At 33.9% G+C, this 18,650-nt stretch carries 19 protein-coding genes; 10 read left to right on the top strand and 9 right to left on the bottom strand.

Annotation, left to right across the window (positions count from 1 at the left end; translation table 11 throughout):
• The first annotated feature begins 195 nt into the window (after positions 1-195).
• The 6 genes from P2W75_RS18850 to P2W75_RS18825 all read left to right on the top strand — a co-directional run bounded on the left by P2W75_RS18850 (position 196) and on the right by P2W75_RS18825 (position 8,073).
• Positions 196-654 (top strand): MarR family winged helix-turn-helix transcriptional regulator, encoded by a 459-nt coding sequence (locus tag P2W75_RS18850; protein WP_207295244.1) that lies wholly within the window; start codon positions 196-198, stop codon positions 652-654.
• Between the two features lie 38 nt (positions 655-692).
• Positions 693-3,083: a 3-hydroxyacyl-CoA dehydrogenase/enoyl-CoA hydratase family protein gene (locus P2W75_RS18845; protein ID WP_276381655.1), complete on the top strand. Its 2,391-nt coding sequence runs from the start codon at positions 693-695 to the stop codon at positions 3,081-3,083.
• A 104-nt stretch (positions 3,084-3,187) separates the two neighbouring features.
• On the top strand, positions 3,188-4,369 hold the full coding sequence (locus tag P2W75_RS18840; RefSeq protein WP_276381654.1) for an acetyl-CoA C-acyltransferase: 1,182 nt from the start codon (positions 3,188-3,190) through the stop codon (positions 4,367-4,369).
• A gap of 129 nt (positions 4,370-4,498) precedes the next feature.
• On the top strand, positions 4,499-4,849 hold the full coding sequence (locus tag P2W75_RS18835; protein ID WP_276381863.1) for a four helix bundle protein: 351 nt from the start codon (positions 4,499-4,501) through the stop codon (positions 4,847-4,849).
• 60 nt (positions 4,850-4,909) lie between these two features.
• The gene (locus P2W75_RS18830) at positions 4,910-6,700 is read left to right on the top strand and encodes an acyl-CoA dehydrogenase family protein (RefSeq protein ID WP_276381653.1); all 1,791 of its coding nucleotides are present in this window, start codon (positions 4,910-4,912) and stop codon (positions 6,698-6,700) included.
• A 278-nt stretch (positions 6,701-6,978) separates the two neighbouring features.
• Entirely contained in the window at positions 6,979-8,073 is a 1,095-nt protein-coding gene (locus tag P2W75_RS18825) for a glycoside hydrolase family 18 protein (RefSeq protein ID WP_276381652.1), read from the top strand.
• Positions 8,074-8,142: 69 nt separating this feature from the next.
• On the opposite strand, the gene P2W75_RS18820 is transcribed toward P2W75_RS18825, so the two are convergent.
• The 3 genes from P2W75_RS18820 to P2W75_RS18810 form a co-directional block, all read right to left on the bottom strand.
• The gene (locus tag P2W75_RS18820) at positions 8,143-8,628 is read right to left on the bottom strand and encodes a hypothetical protein (RefSeq protein ID WP_276381651.1); all 486 of its coding nucleotides are present in this window, start codon (positions 8,626-8,628) and stop codon (positions 8,143-8,145) included.
• A gap of 98 nt (positions 8,629-8,726) precedes the next feature.
• Positions 8,727-9,239 (bottom strand): DUF4251 domain-containing protein, encoded by a 513-nt coding sequence (locus P2W75_RS18815; protein ID WP_207295237.1) that lies wholly within the window; start codon positions 9,237-9,239, stop codon positions 8,727-8,729.
• 7 nt (positions 9,240-9,246) lie between these two features.
• Positions 9,247-9,678 (bottom strand): META domain-containing protein, encoded by a 432-nt coding sequence (locus P2W75_RS18810; RefSeq protein WP_276381650.1) that lies wholly within the window; start codon positions 9,676-9,678, stop codon positions 9,247-9,249.
• A 213-nt stretch (positions 9,679-9,891) separates the two neighbouring features.
• Here P2W75_RS18810 and P2W75_RS18805 point away from each other — a divergent pair, with 213 nt between their 5' ends.
• Together P2W75_RS18805 and P2W75_RS18800 are read left to right on the top strand one after the other, a co-directional pair.
• Positions 9,892-10,419 (top strand): superoxide dismutase family protein, encoded by a 528-nt coding sequence (locus P2W75_RS18805; RefSeq protein WP_276381649.1) that lies wholly within the window; start codon positions 9,892-9,894, stop codon positions 10,417-10,419.
• 109 nt (positions 10,420-10,528) lie between these two features.
• A complete protein-coding gene (locus P2W75_RS18800; protein ID WP_276381648.1) occupies positions 10,529-11,731 on the top strand; it encodes an LETM1-related biofilm-associated protein in 1,203 nt (400 codons plus the stop codon).
• A 36-nt stretch (positions 11,732-11,767) separates the two neighbouring features.
• Here the strand turns inward: P2W75_RS18800 and can are convergent, their stop codons facing one another.
• The 4 genes from can to P2W75_RS18780 all read right to left on the bottom strand — a co-directional run bounded on the left by can (position 11,768) and on the right by P2W75_RS18780 (position 15,148).
• Positions 11,768-12,403 carry a carbonate dehydratase gene (can, locus tag P2W75_RS18795; RefSeq protein WP_276381647.1) on the bottom strand — a complete coding sequence of 212 codons (636 nt, stop codon included), beginning with the start codon at positions 12,401-12,403 and terminating at the stop codon, positions 11,768-11,770.
• Between the two features lie 121 nt (positions 12,404-12,524).
• Entirely contained in the window at positions 12,525-14,174 is a 1,650-nt protein-coding gene (locus P2W75_RS18790) for a SulP family inorganic anion transporter (protein ID WP_276381646.1), read from the bottom strand.
• 79 nt (positions 14,175-14,253) lie between these two features.
• Positions 14,254-14,535 carry a hypothetical protein gene (locus tag P2W75_RS18785; RefSeq protein ID WP_239023091.1) on the bottom strand — a complete coding sequence of 94 codons (282 nt, stop codon included), beginning with the start codon at positions 14,533-14,535 and terminating at the stop codon, positions 14,254-14,256.
• A gap of 133 nt (positions 14,536-14,668) precedes the next feature.
• Complete coding sequence (locus P2W75_RS18780) at positions 14,669-15,148, bottom strand: Dps family protein (RefSeq protein WP_207295230.1); 480 nt, start codon at positions 15,146-15,148, stop codon at positions 14,669-14,671.
• 107 nt (positions 15,149-15,255) lie between these two features.
• On the opposite strand from P2W75_RS18780, the gene P2W75_RS18775 reads away from it, so the two are divergent.
• Complete coding sequence (locus P2W75_RS18775) at positions 15,256-16,197, top strand: LysR substrate-binding domain-containing protein (RefSeq protein WP_276381645.1); 942 nt, start codon at positions 15,256-15,258, stop codon at positions 16,195-16,197.
• A gap of 34 nt (positions 16,198-16,231) precedes the next feature.
• Here the strand turns inward: P2W75_RS18775 and P2W75_RS18770 are convergent, their stop codons facing one another.
• Entirely contained in the window at positions 16,232-16,429 is a 198-nt protein-coding gene (locus P2W75_RS18770) for a hypothetical protein (protein WP_026730370.1), read from the bottom strand.
• A 153-nt stretch (positions 16,430-16,582) separates the two neighbouring features.
• Positions 16,583-17,260 carry a tRNA (5-methylaminomethyl-2-thiouridine)(34)-methyltransferase MnmD gene (gene mnmD / locus P2W75_RS18765; RefSeq protein ID WP_276381644.1) on the bottom strand — a complete coding sequence of 226 codons (678 nt, stop codon included), beginning with the start codon at positions 17,258-17,260 and terminating at the stop codon, positions 16,583-16,585.
• A gap of 312 nt (positions 17,261-17,572) precedes the next feature.
• Here mnmD and P2W75_RS18760 point away from each other — a divergent pair, with 312 nt between their 5' ends.
• Positions 17,573-18,643 (top strand): branched-chain amino acid aminotransferase, encoded by a 1,071-nt coding sequence (locus P2W75_RS18760; protein WP_276381643.1) that lies wholly within the window; start codon positions 17,573-17,575, stop codon positions 18,641-18,643.
• Positions 18,644-18,650: the final 7 nt, after the last annotated feature.

Below are 18,650 nucleotides of genomic sequence, written 5' to 3'. Positions count from 1 at the left end.
GCGTTTTAAAAACTAAAAAAGGATTTTTACAGCATTAAAATTGTTAAAATCTAAGAAAAGAATAGTATATTTCAAAATAAAATAACCGCAAAACCCAGTAAATCAGGGAAAATAATTAACTAACCAAAAATTTATGAAAAAATAATATGCATGCATAGTATTTTTTCTTTATATTTGAAATCGATATAGTTACCTATGAAAGACAAAACGATAGATTATATTTTGAGAGCAACATGGCAGGCTGTTTCAAGAATGTATAATGAAGAGGCGGCAAAATACGATGCTACAATGGCAACCGGATTTGCTCTGTTAAGTATTGACAAGGAAGAAGGAACTCCATCGACCGCTTTAGGGCCAAGAATGGGAATGGAAGCCACAAGCTTAACCAGAACTTTAAAATCTATGGAAGACAAAGGTTTGATTGTTCGTAAAAAAAACCCAAGCGACGGAAGAGGTGTTTTAATCTACCTAACCGAATTTGGAAAAGAAAAAAGAGAATTATCTAAAAATACAGTTCTGAAGTTTAATGAAACCGTTAGAAAGCATGTATCAGACGAAAAGCTGAAACATTTTATCGAAGTTTCGGAAATTATCAACGAATTAATTCAGGACAAAAACATATTTAATCAAACAGAAAACACAGCAAACGAATAATCAACGATTCATTTGCTCCTACAAACAAATAACAAAGTATGAAACGCACAATTAAAAAAGTTGCTGTAATTGGATCCGGAATTATGGGTTCGGGTATAGCTTGTCATTTTGCCAATATTGGTGTTGAAGTTTTACTGCTTGACATCGTTCCTCGCGAGTTGACAGAAGCTGAAGCTAAAAAAGGATTAACGCTTGAAAGCAAAGCCGTTCGCAACCGTGTGGTAAATGACCATTTGGCGAACTCATTAAAATCGAAACCCTCTCCTATTTACAGTCAGAAATTTGCAAGCCGAATTACTACTGGAAATACGACAGACGATATGGCAAAAATTGCTAATGTTGACTGGATTATCGAGGTGGTAGTAGAGCGTTTGGACGTTAAGAAATTAGTATTCGAACAAATCGATAAATTCCGCAAACCGGGAACTTTGGTTACTTCGAATACTTCTGGTATTCCAATTCACTTTATGAGCGAAGGAAGAAGCGAAGATTTCCAACAGCACTTCTGCGGAACGCACTTTTTTAACCCTGCGCGTTACTTAAAATTATTTGAAATTATTCCTGGTCCAAAAACTTCAAATGAAGTATTGGATTTCTTAAACGAATACGGTTCTAAATTCTTAGGAAAAACTTCGGTTGTTGCTAAAGATACTCCAGCATTTATTGGAAACAGAATTGGTATTTACGGAATTCAGAGTTTATTCCATTTGGTTAAAGAAATGGGACTAACAATTGAAGAAGTGGATAAATTGACAGGACCAGTTATTGGCCGTCCAAAATCGGCTACTTTCCGTACAGTTGACGTTGTTGGTTTAGATACTTTGGTACACGTTGCCAACGGTATTTACGAAAACTGCCCAACTGACGAACAGCACGAATTATTTAAACTTCCTGATTTCATCAACAAAATGATGGAAAATAATTGGTTAGGAAGCAAAACTGGACAAGGTTTCTACAAAAAAGTAGATAAAGATATTCTTTCTCTTGACTTAGACACATTAGAATACCGCGCTGCAAAAAAAGCAAATTTCGCGACTTTAGAATTAACTAAAACTATTGATAAACCTATTAATCGTTTTAAAGTTTTAGTAAAAGGAACAGACAAAGCAGGAGAATTCTACCGTAAGAGTTTCGCTGGAATGTTTGCTTATGTTTCAAACAGAATTCCTGAAATCTCAGACGAATTATACAAAATAGACGACGCTATGAAAGCTGGTTTTGGATGGGAAAATGGTCCATTCGAAATCTGGGATGCCATTGGCGTTGCAAAAGGAATCGAAATCATGAAAGCAGAAGGTTTAGAACCTGCTGCATGGGTAAATGAAATGCTGGCTTCTGGAAGCGACAGTTTTTATACTGTTAAAGAAGGTGCTACTTATTTCTATAACCTTCCAACAAAATCTCAGGTAAAAGTTCCTGGACAAGATTCTTTCATTATTCTAAACAACATTCGCGAAAGCAAAAAAGTTTGGAGCAACAGCGGAGCAATTATCCAAGATTTAGGAGATGGAATCTTAAACTTAGAATTCCAATCTAAAATGAATACTATTGGCGGTGATGTTCTTTCAGCAATCAATAAAGCAATTGAATTAGCTGAAAAAGAACACCAAGGTTTAGTTATTGGAAATCAAGCTGCGAATTTCTCTGTTGGAGCTAATATCGGAATGATTTTCATGATGGCAGTTGAACAGGAATATGACGAATTGAATATGGCTATCAAATTGTTTCAAGACACTATGATGCGTGTTCGTTACTCTTCAATTCCAGTAATCGTTGCGCCTCACGGAATGACTTTTGGTGGTGGATGCGAAATGAGCTTACATGCTGATAAAGTGGTTGCTGCTGCAGAAACGTACATGGGATTAGTTGAATTTGGTGTTGGAGTTATTCCTGGCGGTGGTGGTTCTAAAGAATTGACTTTAAGAGCTTCAGATTTATTCCGTAAAAATGATGTGGAATTGAACGTTCTGCAAGAGTATTTCTTAACAATCGCGATGGCAAAAGTTTCAACTTCTGGTTATGAAGCTTTTGATACTGGACTTTTACAACATGGTAAAGATATCATCGTAGTAAATAAAGATCGTCAGATTGCGGAAGCTAAGAAACATGCTTTGTTAATGGCAGAAGCGGGTTACACACAGCCAATCAGAAGAAATGATATTAAAGTTTTAGGAAAACAAGCTTTAGGGATGTTCTTAGTGGGAACGGATCAAATGGAAGCTGGAAAATACATTTCTGAACACGACAAGAAAATCGCTAACAAACTGGCTTATGTAATGGCTGGTGGTGATTTATCTGAAGCAACTTTAGTATCTGAACAATATTTATTAGATATCGAACGTGAAGCTTTCTTGAGTTTATGTACAGAGCGTAAAACTTTAGAGAGAATTCAATACATGTTGACTAAAGGAAAACCACTTCGTAACTAGACAAATAGATAAAAAGAAGCAAGAAGCAAGAGAAAAGACAAAACTCTGTTTTGAAATCTTGCTTCTTGCATCTTTCTTCTACCAATCTTAAAAAACAAAAACAAATGAAAACAGCATATATAGTAAAAGCATATAGAACAGCAGTTGGAAAAGCTCCAAAAGGTGTTTTTAGATTTAAAAGACCTGATGAATTGGCTGCAGAAACCATTCAGTTTATGATGAATGAACTGCCTGATTTTGACAAAAAACGCATTGACGACGTTATGGTTGGAAATGCAATGCCAGAAGCAGAACAAGGACTTAACGTTGGTCGTTTGATCTCTTTAATGGGATTAAAAGTAGAAGACGTGCCTGGTGTTACGGTAAACCGTTACTGTGCATCTGGATTAGAAACTATCGGAATGGCAACAGCTAAAATCCAATCAGGAATGGCAGATTGTATCATTGCTGGTGGTGCAGAAAGTATGAGTTATATTCCGATGGGAGGTTACAAACCAACTCCGGATTATAAAGTTGCTGCTGCAGGTCACGAAGATTATTACTGGGGAATGGGTCTCACTGCCGAAGCTGTTGCTAAACAATACAATGTTTCCAGAGAAGATCAGGATGAGTTTGCTTACAATTCTCATATGAAAGCTTTGAAAGCGCAAGCAGAAGGAAAATTTGACAAACAAATCGTTCCAATTACGGTTGAGCAGACTTTCATTAACGAAAATGGTAAAAAAGAAACTAAATCTTACGTAGTCAATAAAGATGAAGGACCAAGAGCTGGAACTTCTAAAGAAGCTTTAGCAGGCTTAAGACCCGTTTTTGCTGCTGACGGAAGTGTAACTGCTGGTAACTCTTCTCAAATGAGTGACGGTGCTGCATTCGTTTTAATCATGAGCGAAGACATGGTAAAAGAATTAAACCTTGAGCCAATTGCTCGTTTGGTAAACTTTGCTTCTTCTGGTGTTGAGCCAAGAATCATGGGTATCGGACCAGTAAAAGCGATTCCGAAAACCTTAAAACAAGCAGGATTAACATTAAACGATATCGAATTAATCGAATTAAACGAGGCTTTTGCTTCTCAAGCTTTAGCTGTAACTCGTGAATTAGGCTTAAACCCAGATATCGTAAACGTAAACGGTGGAGCAATTTCTTTAGGACATCCTCTAGGTTGTACTGGCGCTAAACTTTCGGTTCAGTTATTTGATGAGATGAAACGCAGAGGTAATAAATACGGAATTGTTTCTATGTGCGTAGGTACTGGGCAAGGAAGTGCGGGGATTTACGAAGTTTTATAAGACTCTTTAGAGGAAAGAAGCAAGAGGAAAGACTTTCTGTTTGGGATGAAAAGTTAGTCTGAAATGGATTTTTTAAAAAGTAGTAAAAAACTTACTTTTAATTTTTCTTCTTATCTTGCCTCAAAAAACATGAAACACAATTTTAAGAATTTGAAGATTTGGATTTTAGCTATGGAAATTACAAATGATATCTACAGACTAACTTCCACTTTTCCAAAATCTGAAACTTATAGTTTGGTAAGCCAAATGAATCGATGTTCTGTTTCAATGCCTTCTAATATTGCAGAAGGTTCTAACAGAGGGAATAGACATTTTCAGCATTATCTGAATATTAGTCTAGGCTCATCATTTGAATTACAGACACAATTGTTAATAGCTTATCAAAACGACTATGTAACAAAAGAAAAAACAGAAAAATTAGAAAACAAAATAATTGAATTTCAAAGGATGACATCAGGTTTCATAAGCAAGTTAGATTAAATCTTTCCTCTTGCTTCTTGCTTCTTTTCATCTTATCAAATCTAAAAAACAAAAAAAGTCATGAGCGACAAAACAAGAGGAGGTCAATTCCTAGTTAAAGAAACAAAATGCGAGGATATCTTTACACCAGAAGATTTCTCAGAAGAGCAGTTAATGATGCGTGACTCTGTAAAAGAGTTCGTAGACAAAGAATTATGGGCGCATAAAGATCGTTTTGAAAAGAAAGATTACGCGTATACGGAAGCTTCTATGCGTAAAGCTGGTGAATTGGGACTTTTAGGAGTTGCGGTTCCAGAAGAATACGGCGGATTAGGAATGGGATTCGTTTCTACAATGTTAGTTTGCGATTACATTTCTGGAGCAACAGGTTCGTTCTCTACAGCTTTTGGAGCTCATACTGGAATTGGAACTATGCCAATTACACTTTACGGAACTGAGGAACAAAAGAAAAAATACGTTCCGAAATTAGCTTCTGGAGAATGGTTTGGTGCTTACTGTTTAACAGAGCCAGGCGCAGGATCTGATGCTAACTCAGGAAAAACAAAAGCAGTTTTATCTGAAGATGGAAAATACTACTCTATTACAGGTCAAAAAATGTGGATTTCGAATGCAGGTTTCTGCAGCTTGTTCATCGTTTTTGCTCGTATTGGGGATGATAAAAATATTACAGGTTTCATCGTAGAAAACGATCCTTCAAACGGAATTTCTATGAATGAAGAAGAGCATAAATTAGGAATCCGTGCTTCTTCTACTCGTCAGGTTTTCTTCAACGAAACAAAAGTTCCGGTTGAAAACATGTTATCTGAAAGAGGAAACGGTTTCAAAATCGCAATGAATGCTTTAAATGTTGGACGTATTAAATTGGCAGCTGCTTGTCTTGATGCACAAAGAAGAGTGACTTCTGGAGCTGTAAAATATGCTAATGAAAGAATTCAGTTCAATACTTCTATTTCATCTTTTGGAGCAATTCGTTCTAAATTGGCTGAAATGGCAACTAATGCTTACGCTGGAGAAAGTGCTTCTTACCGTGCTGCAAAAGACATCGAAGACAGAATCGCAGCTCGTGAAGCAGAAGGAACTTCTCACCAAGAAGCAGAATTAAAAGGTGTTGAAGAATACGCTATCGAGTGTTCTATCTTGAAAGTAGCGGTTTCTGAGGACGTTCAAAACTGTTCTGACGAAGGAATCCAAGTTTTTGGTGGAATGGGATTCTCTGAAGATACTCCGATGGAAAGTGCTTGGAGAGATGCTCGTATCGCGCGTATCTACGAAGGTACAAACGAAATCAACAGAATGCTTTCTGTAGGAATGTTGATCAAAAAAGCAATGAAAGGACACGTTGATTTACTTGGACCAGCAATGAAAGTTCAAGAAGAATTAATGGGAATTCCATCTTTTGATACTCCAGATTTCTCTGAATTATTCTCTGAAGAAAAAACAATTATAGCCAACTTGAAGAAAGTTTTCTTAATGGTTGCTGGAAGCGCTGTTCAAAAATACGGTCCAGAATTAGATTCTCACCAACAGTTATTAATGGCAGCGGCTGATATCTTAATCGAAATCTACATGGCTGAAAGTACGATCTTGAGAACAGAAAAATTAGCAAAATCTCAAGGCGAAGATAAAGTACAAGAGCAAATTGCAATGGCAAAATTATACTTGTACAAAGCCGTAGACATCGTAAACTTAAGAGGAAAAGAAGGAATTGCGTCATTCTCTGAAGGAGACGAACAACGTATGATGTTAATGGGACTTAAACGTTTCACAAAATATACTAATCTTCCAAACGTAGTAGCGTTGAGAGATAAAATTGCAGATAAATTAGTAGCAGAAAACACTTACTGCTTCTAATATCACGATAGTTTTTAGCTTTTAATTTGTTTAAACCCGCACTTGTCCGAAACTGTGCGGGTTTATTTTTTTCACACAACTTAACGTAAACGGTATAAGTATTATAAGCCTATTTTATCTCATTTTACTGAGTCTAAAAAATGAACTTATATCATTCATAAGCAGCATTCATTTCACAAATCTTTATTAAAATTGATTTTATGTTACTAGATTCATAGCAAACATTCAATTCTAATGTTTTATCTTTAACGCTTTAAAACTCCAAAAAACAATAAACAATGAAACAAATCAATTTATTCGCCTTTATCTTCTTGTGCATTTTTGCCACAAACATCCACGCACAGAAAAACAAAAAAATAGACATTATAGCTTATTATACAGGTGATTCGAAACTTATCGATGAGTACGAAGTCAATAAATTGAATCAAATTATCTTTAGTTTTTGTCATTTAAAAGATGGAAAATTAAACGTTGATTCAGCAAAGGACTCTATTACTATCAAACATTTAGTTTCACTTAAATCTAAAAATCCGCAGTTAAAAATTGTACTTTCCCTTGGCGGATGGGGAGGCTGCGAACCTTGCTCTCAAGCATTTTCTACAGCCGAAGGAAGATTAAAATTTGCTAAATCAGTAAAAGAAGTAAGCGATTATTTTAAAGTTGACGGTTTAGATTTAGATTGGGAATATCCTGCCATCGAAGGTCTTCCTGGACATTTATACCAACCGGTTGACAAACCTAATTTTACTGAATTAATCAAAATTTTACGTTCTACTTTAGGAAAAAAATACGAACTAAGTTTTGCTGCCGGAGGTTTTCAAAAATATCTAGACGAATCAATTGACTGGCATGCAGTAGCTCCTTTGGTAAATCGCATCAATATTATGAGTTACGATTTAGTAAACGGATATTCTACCGTTACTGGACACCACACGCCTTTATACAGCACAAACCCAAAAGAAGAATCTACAGACCGTGCGGTTACTTATTTATTAAATCAAGGAGTTCCTGCTGAAAAATTAATCATAGGAGGTGCATTTTATTCTAGAACTTGGAAAAATGTAGAAAACATCAACAATGGATTATATCAAGCGGGAGAACATATTCAAGGTGTTGATTTTAAAAACTTTGCCTCTACTTATACAGAAGCAAACGGATGGAAATATTTCTGGGATGACAAAGCAAAAGCACCATACTGGTATAATGCACAAACTAAAACATTTGCAACTTCTGACGATCTTAAATCTATTAAAGCTAAAACTGAATATGCAAAAGCTAAAAAACTTGGCGGTATTATGTTTTGGGAATTGACTTTAGACACTTTTAGAGACGGAATGGTAAATGCCATCTATGAAGTAAAAACAGCTAAATAAATACAGCACTAAATAAAAAAAACGGCAGTAGCTCTTGGAGCGACTGCCGTTTTTCTTTTTATATAAAAGTTATTGAATTTTAGTTTTATCCAATTCTCCAATAAACGGAATAGATTCTAAAATCTCTGCTCTGATTATAGTCTGCAGATATACTTCAAGCTGAATGAATTTTGCTGCATTAATAGCTCCAATTGCTTTTTTAGCTTTTGAATACGTTTTGCAATATAGTTTTTCATACCCAATATGGTTTTTTAAAGTTCCTTTAGCCAGCTCGTCGGCTTTAGCATTAGTCAAAGTTTCATAATTCGCCGCGTAATCGTTTATAAGTTGAAATTTGGTTTGTCCGAGGGCTTTTCTCTTTGTTTCGTAATCATCATACACTTTTGTAAAAGCAGCAGATTGTGCATCAGACAAATTCATATACTGCTTTACCAAATCACTTTTAGATTTTCCGTAAACACTTTGTAAAACATCTACATCTTCTTTAAAGGAAGACTGTGCATAAGATGAAAACATGGCAAAAGCCATCATAAAAATAAGACTTACTTTTTTCATAGTTTCGATTTTTAAATTTTGTTTCTAAATAATTATGCATTCTGATTGTTAACTCATTACACTATTTTTAAGCCTTATTCAAAACAAAAAAATCAATTCTACTTTTTATCTGTTTTGGGAGCGCTTATTTCTCCATCATAAAAAATTGGTGATCTGTTGTTGCTGTTTACTGAAAGTGAAGTCCCGCCATCAAAAAAAATCGTGAACATTAAATCATAAACGTCATCTTTTCCTTTTACAGTTGTTTTCAATATAAAACTCTTCTTTTTCTTTTCAATTTTAAGATTCTCAGGTTTGCCTTCAAATTTAATTCCACCATCACTTCCATAACCAACATTAAATCCACGTCCGAAAAAAGGAAGATCACAAGTTGTTTTTTCTTCATTAAATTTCAAAAAATACACTCCGTAATCTAAATTAATCAACCTTCCACCCTGCGGTGTCAATTTTTGTGCTTCAAAAACAAAATTCTTAGCATCAATTAGGGCTTCGATTTCTTTTTGTTTTTTCAGCTCCTTTTCAGCTTTAAGTTCTTTTTTTGTTTTTTCCTGTCCGTAAACCGAAAAACTCAAAATACTTATAAGCATTACAATGTATATCTTCGTTTTCATTCGATTATTATTTTCTTGTAAATCTCATTACTGCAATATCTCCCGAAATAAAATTCAGCGTTTTGCCGTCATCTGTAATATCATATGAAGTGACTTTTTGAAGTGTATTCATATAAATGTTCTCTCCCTGCCCGTCTAAACACATCATTTTGGTAGACATCATAGGCTGTGTAAAATCAATTTTGTTTCCATCCAAAAGGAATTTCCCTGAATATGTATTACAGCTGTTATTTCCAGAAACTCGATTTTCTTTCAAATCGAAATTAATACTTGGTTTTTTATTTGGGTACAAACCATCAAAAGCAATTTTTGGACCGGTGATATAATTAAGCTCCCAGCTTCCTTCTAATTGCGAAATATTACTTTTTTTGTTTTTAGTACAATTACAGGAAATTGCTATCACACTTATAAAAATGAAGGAAAAAATCTTTTTCATCATAACCTTAAGAATTAAATATGAGTGAATTGGAGATTGATATTTTCAGAAATTATTCGTTAAATCAATTACGAATTTAAACAATATTTTCCGGTTTTGAACTCAATCGATCTTAAATTATAACGTATAGTTTGACTTTTTTTTAACTTTTAGAGTTAATCAATTCCGTTATTTTATGTTAAATTTACTTAATCTTTAATTTAATTGCCCATTCATATGAAAAAAATAATCGTATCATTCGCTATAATTTCAGCCTTAATTATTGGTTGTAAAACAAATACAAAATCAAATGATGCTAAAACACTAACTGTAGCATTAGAACCAAAAAGTAATAGTAAAGTAGCCGGAACAGCGACTTTTACTGAAAAAAACGGCCAAGTAACTTTTACTGCTAAAGTAAGCGGTTTAGAGCCGGGAGTTCACGCCATACACATTCACGAAAAAGCAGATTGCAGCTCGGCAGATGGAAGTTCTGCAGGCGGACACTGGAACCCAACTTTCAAAAAACACGGAAAATGGGGAGTTGGAGAATATCATAAAGGTGATATTGGAAACTTTACAGCTGATGCAAAAGGTAACGGAACAATCACTTTTACTACTGACGAATGGTGTATTGGTTGCGACGACGCTACTAAAAACGTAATCGGAAAAGGTTTAATCGTACACCAAGGAACAGATGATTTTACAACTCAACCGACTGGAAATGCTGGAGGACGAGTAGCTTGTGCAGGAATCATTAAATAAGAAAAAATTATAATAACCACTATTTTTCACAAAAATCTAGTGGTTATTTTATTTTAATATATTCTGTAACAAGAAAAAGATATAGCTTTGCAGTTATAAATGTAATGCAATGATTAACCCATCAGCACACGGCTGGATAGATAAATTTTTTAGTGAGCAGAAGTTTTCAGAGGCAATCCCTTTTGAGACTACAGATTCGTTCTACTATAAAGTGAGGGAAACCGGCTTTATATACGGCCATATTATTGCAATTGATTCACAAGTTCCTATCGCTATAAAAGGCTGGTTTAAAACTGAAATCTCTAAAGTAGCTTTATTAAATACACTTTACCATGTATTTTGTTTACAAAAAAGGAATTCCGAGCCTAGAAACTTTATCAATGAAGTTTTAAAATTCTACAAACAGATGAATCCTGAAGGGTTTAATTTGTTTAAAATGTTACTCCCAAAAGATACGCCTTCTTTATCGCTAGAAACCATAATTGACGAAAGAGTTCAAACAAATGACAGTATCATCAGTAAAAACTTTTCGCATTTGGTAACCAATGCGCTTTTGTTTATTGATGTTTTGGCCTTTAGAAAATATTTGGAGCACGGAGAAATTCCGGAAAAATATCTAAAACGTATTGAAGAAACTGTGTTGGGAATTGTAGGTTTGGCTTTAAAAACCAAAACTGTAAAATCGCAGCACGACGATTTATTAATTAAACTTTTCGAAGCTTCAATCCGTTATTCGAAATTTTCAAAAGTTACGGTTGAAACTTTAGAAACACTGCACCTCGATTACTTCAAAAACAAATTAGAGCAATATTATTTAATTGATATGGCTGGAATGGCGCTTTGGAGCGATGGTGTTGTAGAAAACGAAGAATCGTACTTTTTATATTCACTGGGTTCAACAATGGGAGTTTCTGATGATTTTGTAACTCAAAGCATCAGTACAACCAACACATTTATTACCACTCATAAACAGAAAATTCCGTATTTCAATTATTCAAATCCTGTAAAACATTTTTATGACCAGATGACGCACAGCGTTATGAAATTAATCGTAAGAAATAAAAACAGATTGATTAAAGAAATTGTTCAAAGTAAGGAATTAATGGTTTTACTGGCTTATTCAACAACTCGAGATCTTGATCCGAAAGAAAAAAAGAAAGTCAAAAAACAACTTTTGGATATTTGTAAAACCATACCATCATTAACAATTTTCCTGCTTCCGGGCGGAAGTTTATTGCTGCCGATATTAATTAAGTTTATTCCAACTATGTTACCATCTGCCTTTAATGAAAATTTAGATGAAAACGAATAAAAAAAATCGCCCTTTTGAGGCGATTTTTTTTTTATATTAAAGATCAAGCTGATAAACTTCGTCAAGTTCTTCGTTTGAACTAATTGTTACATTTAAATCGGTTACGAAACCAGAATTTAATCCGTACACCCATCCGTGAAGCATTAAATCTTGGCCGTTTTTCCAAGCTCCCTGCACGATTGAAGTTTTTGCCAGATTGTAAACCTGTTCTTTTGCATTGATTTCTACGAATGTGTTGAAACGCTCTGTTTCGTCTTCAATAGAGTTCAAATACTTGTCGTGTAAACGGTATTCATCTTTAATGTGACGAAGCCAGTTATCAATAATTCCAACTGATTGTTTCCCCATTGCCGCTTTAACACCACCGCATCCGTAATGTCCGCATACAATCACGTGTTTTACTTTTAAAACATTTACTGCATAATCCAGTACACTTAACATGTTCATATCTGAGTGCACTACCATGTTGGCAATATTTCTGTGCACGAAAACTTCACCTGGTTTAGCACCGATAATTTCGTTTGCAGGAACACGGCTGTCAGAACAACCAATCCATAATAAAGGCGGAGATTGTCCTTTTGCCAAATCAGCAAAATAATTAGGATCTTTCGCTAACGAATCTTCGACCCACTTCTTGTTGTTCTCAAGTATTTGTTCATAAAACTTTCTCATTTTTTTTTTAGTTTTTTGTATTATCAATGCTTAAGCATATCAAAAAGACTTTTAATTTTTGTAAAGTTATTTAAATTTTGATAGTTCTCAAACCTGATAATATCTTTTGATATAATTTGTTTTAAAAATCTTCTTTGACTTCTTCTTTTCTTACGACTTCTCTTTTTACAATATCGTAATAATGCTCTATAGTAACATGATTACCGTTTTCAGGAGTATTTTCTAATTCATAAGCTTCTTTAAAACCTGTTAGTTTTACGGTGATGTTTTCATCAACAGCACGGGTTTCTTTAAATTCACGAATTAAATCCAGAACATCATGCGCGATATATTCTGTATCATGAGCATTGATAATTACTTTTGAATTTTCAGGAATATCATTTAAGGTCTGCTTAATAGCAGCTTTATTAAGGAAAGAAACTTCCTGAGCTAAATCGATATGAATGATATCGCCATCTTCGTATTCTTCTTTTTTAAAGTTGTAAGCTCTTTTCAGGTTTCCTCTTAAAACGAAAATGATACTAATGATAATTCCTAACGCAACACCTTTTAGCAAATCTGTCGCAACGACAAAGACCAAAGTTGCAATGAAAGGGATAAACTGGTATTTTCCTTTTTCCCAGAAATGCATAAAGGTTGCTGGTTTAGCTAATTTATATCCTACCAAAATCAAAACGGTAGCCAGTGTTGCCAACGGAATTTTGTTTAAAATAGCAGGAATAGATAAGACGCTTATTAATAAAAGCACACCGTGAATAATGGTAGACATTTTTGATTTTGCCCCTGCATTATTATTCGCAGAAGATCGAACCACAACCGAAGTCATAGGAAGTCCTCCTAAAAGTGCACTTACCATATTACCAACACCTTGAGCTCTTAACTCAACATTGGTATTTGTATAACGTTTTTGAACATCCATTCTATCAGATGCTTCAATACATAAAAGTGTTTCAATAGAAGCTACAATGGCAATTGTAACAGCTACAACCCAAACTTGCGGATTTGTAATAGCAGTGAAGTTTGGTGCAACAAGAATTGATTTAAATTCATCAAAAGATTTTGGAACAGGCAAGGAAACCAAATGGTCTTTTGCAATTGCCAATGAGCTACCTGTAGATATAAAAATTTCATTTAAAACTACTCCTAGAATAACCGCTACAAGAGCTCCCGGAACCAATTTTAATCGCTTTAAAAAAGGTATTTTATTCCAAGAAATAAGTACAGCAAGTGATAGTAACGACACTACAACTGCGCCTAAATGAATATGATTTAAGACATCAAAAAGAAATGAAAATGAGTTGCTTCCATCATTTTGAATGAAAGCCTGATCTCCTTCAAAATCTGCATCGTAACCAAATGCGTGCGGAATTTGTTTTAGAATAATAATAATTCCAATACCCGCCAGCATTCCTTCTATTACGTTGGTTGGAAAATAATTGGATATACTTCCGGCTTTTAAAAATCCTAATGCTAATTGAATAATTCCTGCAATGAATACTGACAGCAAAAACACATCAAAAGCGCCAAAATCAGTAATAGCAGTCAAAACAATAGCCGTTAAACCGGCAGCTGGACCAGAAACACTAATATGTGACTGGCTTAAATATCCTACCACTATACCTCCAACAACACCCGCAATAATTCCAGAAAATAACGGCGCTCCAGAAGCCATTGCAATACCTAAACACAATGGAAGAGCCACCAAAAAAACCACTAACCCTGAAGCAAAGTCAGACTTAAGGTTGGCAAAAAGATTGATTTTTTTTGTCATAATACAATACTAAAAAATTGATACATAAAGATCTAACTGCATTTATTTAAATACAGCTGCTTTTAAACAATCGGAAGTATTATACTAAATTGGGAGGTGGAGCAAATATGCTCGGAGAAATGTTATCTAATTTTACGATATTTTCAGAAATGATCGTTTTCTTCTCGATATAAACCGGAATTAAAATTTCATGTTCTAAAATTGTAGGATGAACTATAGATTTCAGTTCTTTATGAACTTCTTCTTCGGCAATACTAAAAGACACGCAGGAATTATTGCCTTTCTTGATCGCCTGAACAATAGTTGGGGTCGACAAAAAGGCTATAAATATGAATAATAATATGCGTGCTACTAATTTCATTGAAACAAAAATAACGTTAAACAAATAAAATCAAAGCCAAGAAGTAAAATTTTTATACAATTTTAACAAAAATTAAAAAGCAGAATAGTCAAAACTGACTATTCTGCTTTTTAATACATTAGCAAACAAATCATTACAAGCTTTCATCTAGCCATGCATTCATCATCCAGATCGTTTTTTCCTGCTCTGAAATGAAGTCACTCATCATAGAATTTGTTCCTTCATCATTGATTTCTCCAGATTTGTCTAATATTTCTCTTTCGATTTTTAACAAATCAGATAATGAATTTACAATCAACTGAACTGCTTTTTCGTCATTTGAAATATTTTTCCCAACTGTTAATTTGTTGTTTTTAATATAGTCGTCAAAAGTATGCAAAGGCGTTCCTCCTATGGTTAAAACTCTTTCGGCTATCATATCTATTTTTAATTGAGCATCTGTATATAATTCTTCAAATTTTACATGCAAATCAAAGAAACGTTTTCCGCGAATATTCCAATGAATTCCGCGCAGATTTTGATAGTAAACCTGAAAATTTGATAATAATGTATTTAATTCTTTTACTAATAATTCTGATTCTTTTACAGGCAACCCTAAAATATTTGTTTTCATAATCTTATTTTTTACACTAATTTACTACAAATTTAAAGTAAGTTTGAAAAATTTTATATAATTAAAAATTATATTTTCTTATTTTTGCATCAAAATTTACTATCAAAATGACGATAACTCAATTACAATATGTGTTAGCTGTTGCCGAGCACAAAAACTTTACTCTTGCAGCCGAAAAATGTTTTGTAACCCAGCCTACTTTAAGTATGCAGATTCAAAAGATTGAAGAAGAATTAAACATTTTAATTTTTGATCGAAGCAAAAAACCAATCCAGCTGACTGATATAGGTCAGAAGATTGTTAACCAAGCAAAGAATATTGTAAACGAAGCAGACCGTATTAAAGATATTGTTGAACAGCAAAAAGGTTTTATTGGCGGTGAATTCCGTCTGGGAATTATTCCAACTATCATGCCTACACTTCTTCCAATGTTTTTGAACAACTTCATTAAAAAATATCCAAAAGTTAAACTTTTAATCGAAGAGCTTAATACAGAAGAAATTATAGTAAAACTAAAAAACGGTCATTTGGATGCTGCTATTGCGGCAACTCCGCTTGAAGACGAAAAAATAAAAGAAATTGTACTATATTTTGAACCTTTTGTAGCATATATTCCAGAGCATCACGCGAGTTTTCAAAAACAAGAAATTGAAGTTGCTGATTTAAATTTAAATGAAATCCTGCTTTTACAAGACGGACATTGTTTTAGAGATGGAATTTTAAATCTTTGTAAAAGTGTTTCAGATGCAGACCAAAATAATTTCCAGATCCAAAGCGGAAGCTTTGAAACCCTTATTAAGTTAGCCGACGAAGGTCTGGGCACAACGTTACTTCCGTACTTGCACACCTTAGACTTAAAAGAATCCGATAAACTGAAACTACGTAATTTTAAGGAACCAAAACCTGCTCGCGAGGTAAGTTTAATTTACCCAAAGAGCGAATTAAAAATGCAAATCATTGACGCCATTAGATCTACAATTGCCGGAGTTGTAAAAGGAGCAATTGTTTTTCAAAATGTTCAAATCATTAGTCCGCTGCAAAAAAAGTAATCATAAAAAAAGGAGCCAATTCGGCTCCTTTTTTTTATACTTTAATTAGTAGTAGACTTTGTTTTAATTCTGGTTTTTCGATTACAAAACTTAATAACCACTCTTGCAATTGTTCCATTTCGTATGGTAACAGTGTTTTGATAGCTTTTTCTAGCTCTTTGCAGAAAAGCACCGGATCGAAACTTACTCTCTCAAGTATTGATTTCGTGTAATCAAACATCATTTTTGACATAATAAAATAAGATTTTTGGGGGTTATCTATATTTTTAAACTCGCACCAAATGTAAACATTAATCACATATAAAGTTTCTTTTTAACTTATTTTTTTAAAAACTTTATCAACGAATACGTTTTCTTAGTACATATAAATCAATATAGAACCATTCTAAACAACTAAATTATACCTTTTAAAGGCTCTAAACATTTCTCGTTTTCCTGGAGGACCTGCTAATTTTTCGACTGTAAACCCAACAGAAATCATACTTCTTTTCACAACTCCACGGGCTGCATAAGTAACAAGTACTCCATTAGGTTTTAAACTATTGTACATTTTCTGAAAAATTTCAGTACTCCAAAGCTCCGGCTGTACCCGGTATCCGAAAGCATCAAAGTAAATCAAATCGAAAATTTCAAAATCGTTTATTTCATCAAAAAATTGTTTCCTTTTAGTTAACGAGAAACGGCTGCTAATTTCTATTTTTTTACCCCATTCTGATTTATGCATTTCTTGAAAAATGTTACGAAATTCCAACGCCTCTAGTTCTTCAACGTAATTCATAGCTAAAACTTCATCAGCATTTACTGGATATCCCTCTACTCCAACATAATCAATTTCCTGATTTTTATTTTCAGATTCTAAAAAAGTAATAAAAGCATTTAGTCCTGTTCCAAAGCCAATTTCCATTATACGTACAGGACTATTTTCAAATAATGAAAGTCCATTCTTTATAAATACGTGTTTGGCTTCTTGTATAGCACCATGCTTCGAGTGGTAACTTTCATTCCATTCTTCTAAATGAATTGTGGTTGAACCATCTAGCGTTTTAATTATTTCTCTTTTCACGATTTTTCGAATTTAATAATGGCGTTTTACTGATTTTCAGTCCGTTTTCTTCCTCAAAATTAATCAAAACTAATGCGTAAAGCCTTAAAAAATGACACTTTTTTGATAAATTCTTTATAAAACTTCCTCAAAAATTTAGGTTTATTATAAGATAAATAAATCTCAATCAAAAGGAGGAATTAATGTTTTTCCGCTAAGAAAATTATATATTTTTCCGTAATTTTGCATTCAGTAAAACCTATTCTTCACCAGATCATTACGTTATATATTTCATCTGTAAGAATACAAATTAGATAAAAACTTTACATAATTATGAGTACAACTCAAACAAGCAAAATCGAAATCAGAAAAGCTGAATCGTCTAAGATAAGTTCTGTAGACTTTGAAAACTTAAGCTTTGGTGCTGTATTTACAGACCACTTATTTGAATGTGATTACAAAAATGGACAATGGCAGACTCCGGTCATTAAGCCTTATGCTCCCATTTTAATGGATCCTTCTTCAAAAGTCTTTCATTACGGTCAAGCTATTTTTGAAGGAATGAAAGCTTATAAAGATGAAAATAATGATGTTTGGTTGTTTAGACCTGATGAAAATTACAAACGTTTCAACAACTCTGCGGTTCGTATGGCAATGCCAGAAGTACCTGAAGATATTTTCATGGAAGGTTTAAATGAATTATTAAAAATCGACCAGGAATGGATTCAAAGAGGAAATGGCGCCAGTATGTACATTCGTCCTTTTATGATTGCTACAGGACCTGGAGTGATCGCCAATCCATCTGACGAATATAAATTTATGATTTTACTTTCTCCTGCAAAAGCCTATTATGGTGGTGAAGTAAAAGTAATCATTGCAGAACACTATAGCCGTGCTGCAAATGGTGGAATTGGAGCTGCAAAAGCGGCAGGAAATTACGCTGCTCAGTTTTATCCAACTAATTTGGCAAACAAAGATGGTTTCCAACAAGTTATCTGGACTGATGATGCAACACACACAAAATTAGAAGAAGCAGGAACGATGAACGTTTTCTTCAGAATTAATGATACTTTATTAACTGCTCCAACAAGCGAAAGAATTTTGGATGGTGTTACTAGAAAAAGTTTGATCGCAATGGCAGAAAAAGAAGGATTAAATGTAGAAGTTCGCCCAGTAATTGTTTCTGAATTGGTTGAAGCTGCTAAAAACGGATCTTTGAAAGAAATCTTCGGAGCGGGAACTGCAGCGGTTATTAGTGTTATCAAAGGATTCTCATATAAAGATGAGTATTTTGAAATGGCACCAATTGAAAACTCTTATGCTTCATTCTTAAAAGAAAAACTAACAAGTCTTCAAAATAAACTTTCTGAAGATACTTACGGATGGACAGTTAAGGTTCAATAAACCCAAA

The sequence above is a fragment of the Flavobacterium sp. H4147 genome (genome assembly GCF_029360735.1).
In the GTDB taxonomy this organism is placed as follows: Bacteria; Bacteroidota; Bacteroidia; order Flavobacteriales; family Flavobacteriaceae; genus Flavobacterium; species Flavobacterium endoglycinae.
Note: the sequence above shows the minus strand (reverse complement) of the source record. Positions and strands in the feature narration are given on the sequence as shown.

Coding starts and splice junctions, on each gene's coding strand:
- P2W75_RS18790 (WP_276381646.1), bottom strand. CDS start 14,174: ATGACAAAAAAAATCAATCTTTTTGCCAACCTTAAGTCTGACTTTGCT.
- P2W75_RS18775 (WP_276381645.1), top strand. CDS start 15,256: ATGACGATAACTCAATTACAATATGTGTTAGCTGTTGCCGAGCACAAA.
- P2W75_RS18815 (WP_207295237.1), bottom strand. CDS start 9,239: ATGAAAACGAAGATATACATTGTAATGCTTATAAGTATTTTGAGTTTT.
- P2W75_RS18830 (WP_276381653.1), top strand. CDS start 4,910: ATGAGCGACAAAACAAGAGGAGGTCAATTCCTAGTTAAAGAAACAAAA.
- P2W75_RS18785 (WP_239023091.1), bottom strand. CDS start 14,535: ATGAAATTAGTAGCACGCATATTATTATTCATATTTATAGCCTTTTTG.
- P2W75_RS18835 (WP_276381863.1), top strand. CDS start 4,499: ATGAAACACAATTTTAAGAATTTGAAGATTTGGATTTTAGCTATGGAA.
- P2W75_RS18820 (WP_276381651.1), bottom strand. CDS start 8,628: ATGAAAAAAGTAAGTCTTATTTTTATGATGGCTTTTGCCATGTTTTCA.
- P2W75_RS18850 (WP_207295244.1), top strand. CDS start 196: ATGAAAGACAAAACGATAGATTATATTTTGAGAGCAACATGGCAGGCT.
- P2W75_RS18780 (WP_207295230.1), bottom strand. CDS start 15,148: ATGAAAACAAATATTTTAGGGTTGCCTGTAAAAGAATCAGAATTATTA.
- P2W75_RS18810 (WP_276381650.1), bottom strand. CDS start 9,678: ATGATGAAAAAGATTTTTTCCTTCATTTTTATAAGTGTGATAGCAATT.
- can (WP_276381647.1), bottom strand. CDS start 12,403: ATGAGAAAGTTTTATGAACAAATACTTGAGAACAACAAGAAGTGGGTC.
- P2W75_RS18805 (WP_276381649.1), top strand. CDS start 9,892: ATGAAAAAAATAATCGTATCATTCGCTATAATTTCAGCCTTAATTATT.
- P2W75_RS18800 (WP_276381648.1), top strand. CDS start 10,529: ATGATTAACCCATCAGCACACGGCTGGATAGATAAATTTTTTAGTGAG.
- P2W75_RS18760 (WP_276381643.1), top strand. CDS start 17,573: ATGAGTACAACTCAAACAAGCAAAATCGAAATCAGAAAAGCTGAATCG.
- P2W75_RS18770 (WP_026730370.1), bottom strand. CDS start 16,429: ATGTCAAAAATGATGTTTGATTACACGAAATCAATACTTGAGAGAGTA.
- P2W75_RS18845 (WP_276381655.1), top strand. CDS start 693: ATGAAACGCACAATTAAAAAAGTTGCTGTAATTGGATCCGGAATTATG.
- P2W75_RS18825 (WP_276381652.1), top strand. CDS start 6,979: ATGAAACAAATCAATTTATTCGCCTTTATCTTCTTGTGCATTTTTGCC.
- P2W75_RS18840 (WP_276381654.1), top strand. CDS start 3,188: ATGAAAACAGCATATATAGTAAAAGCATATAGAACAGCAGTTGGAAAA.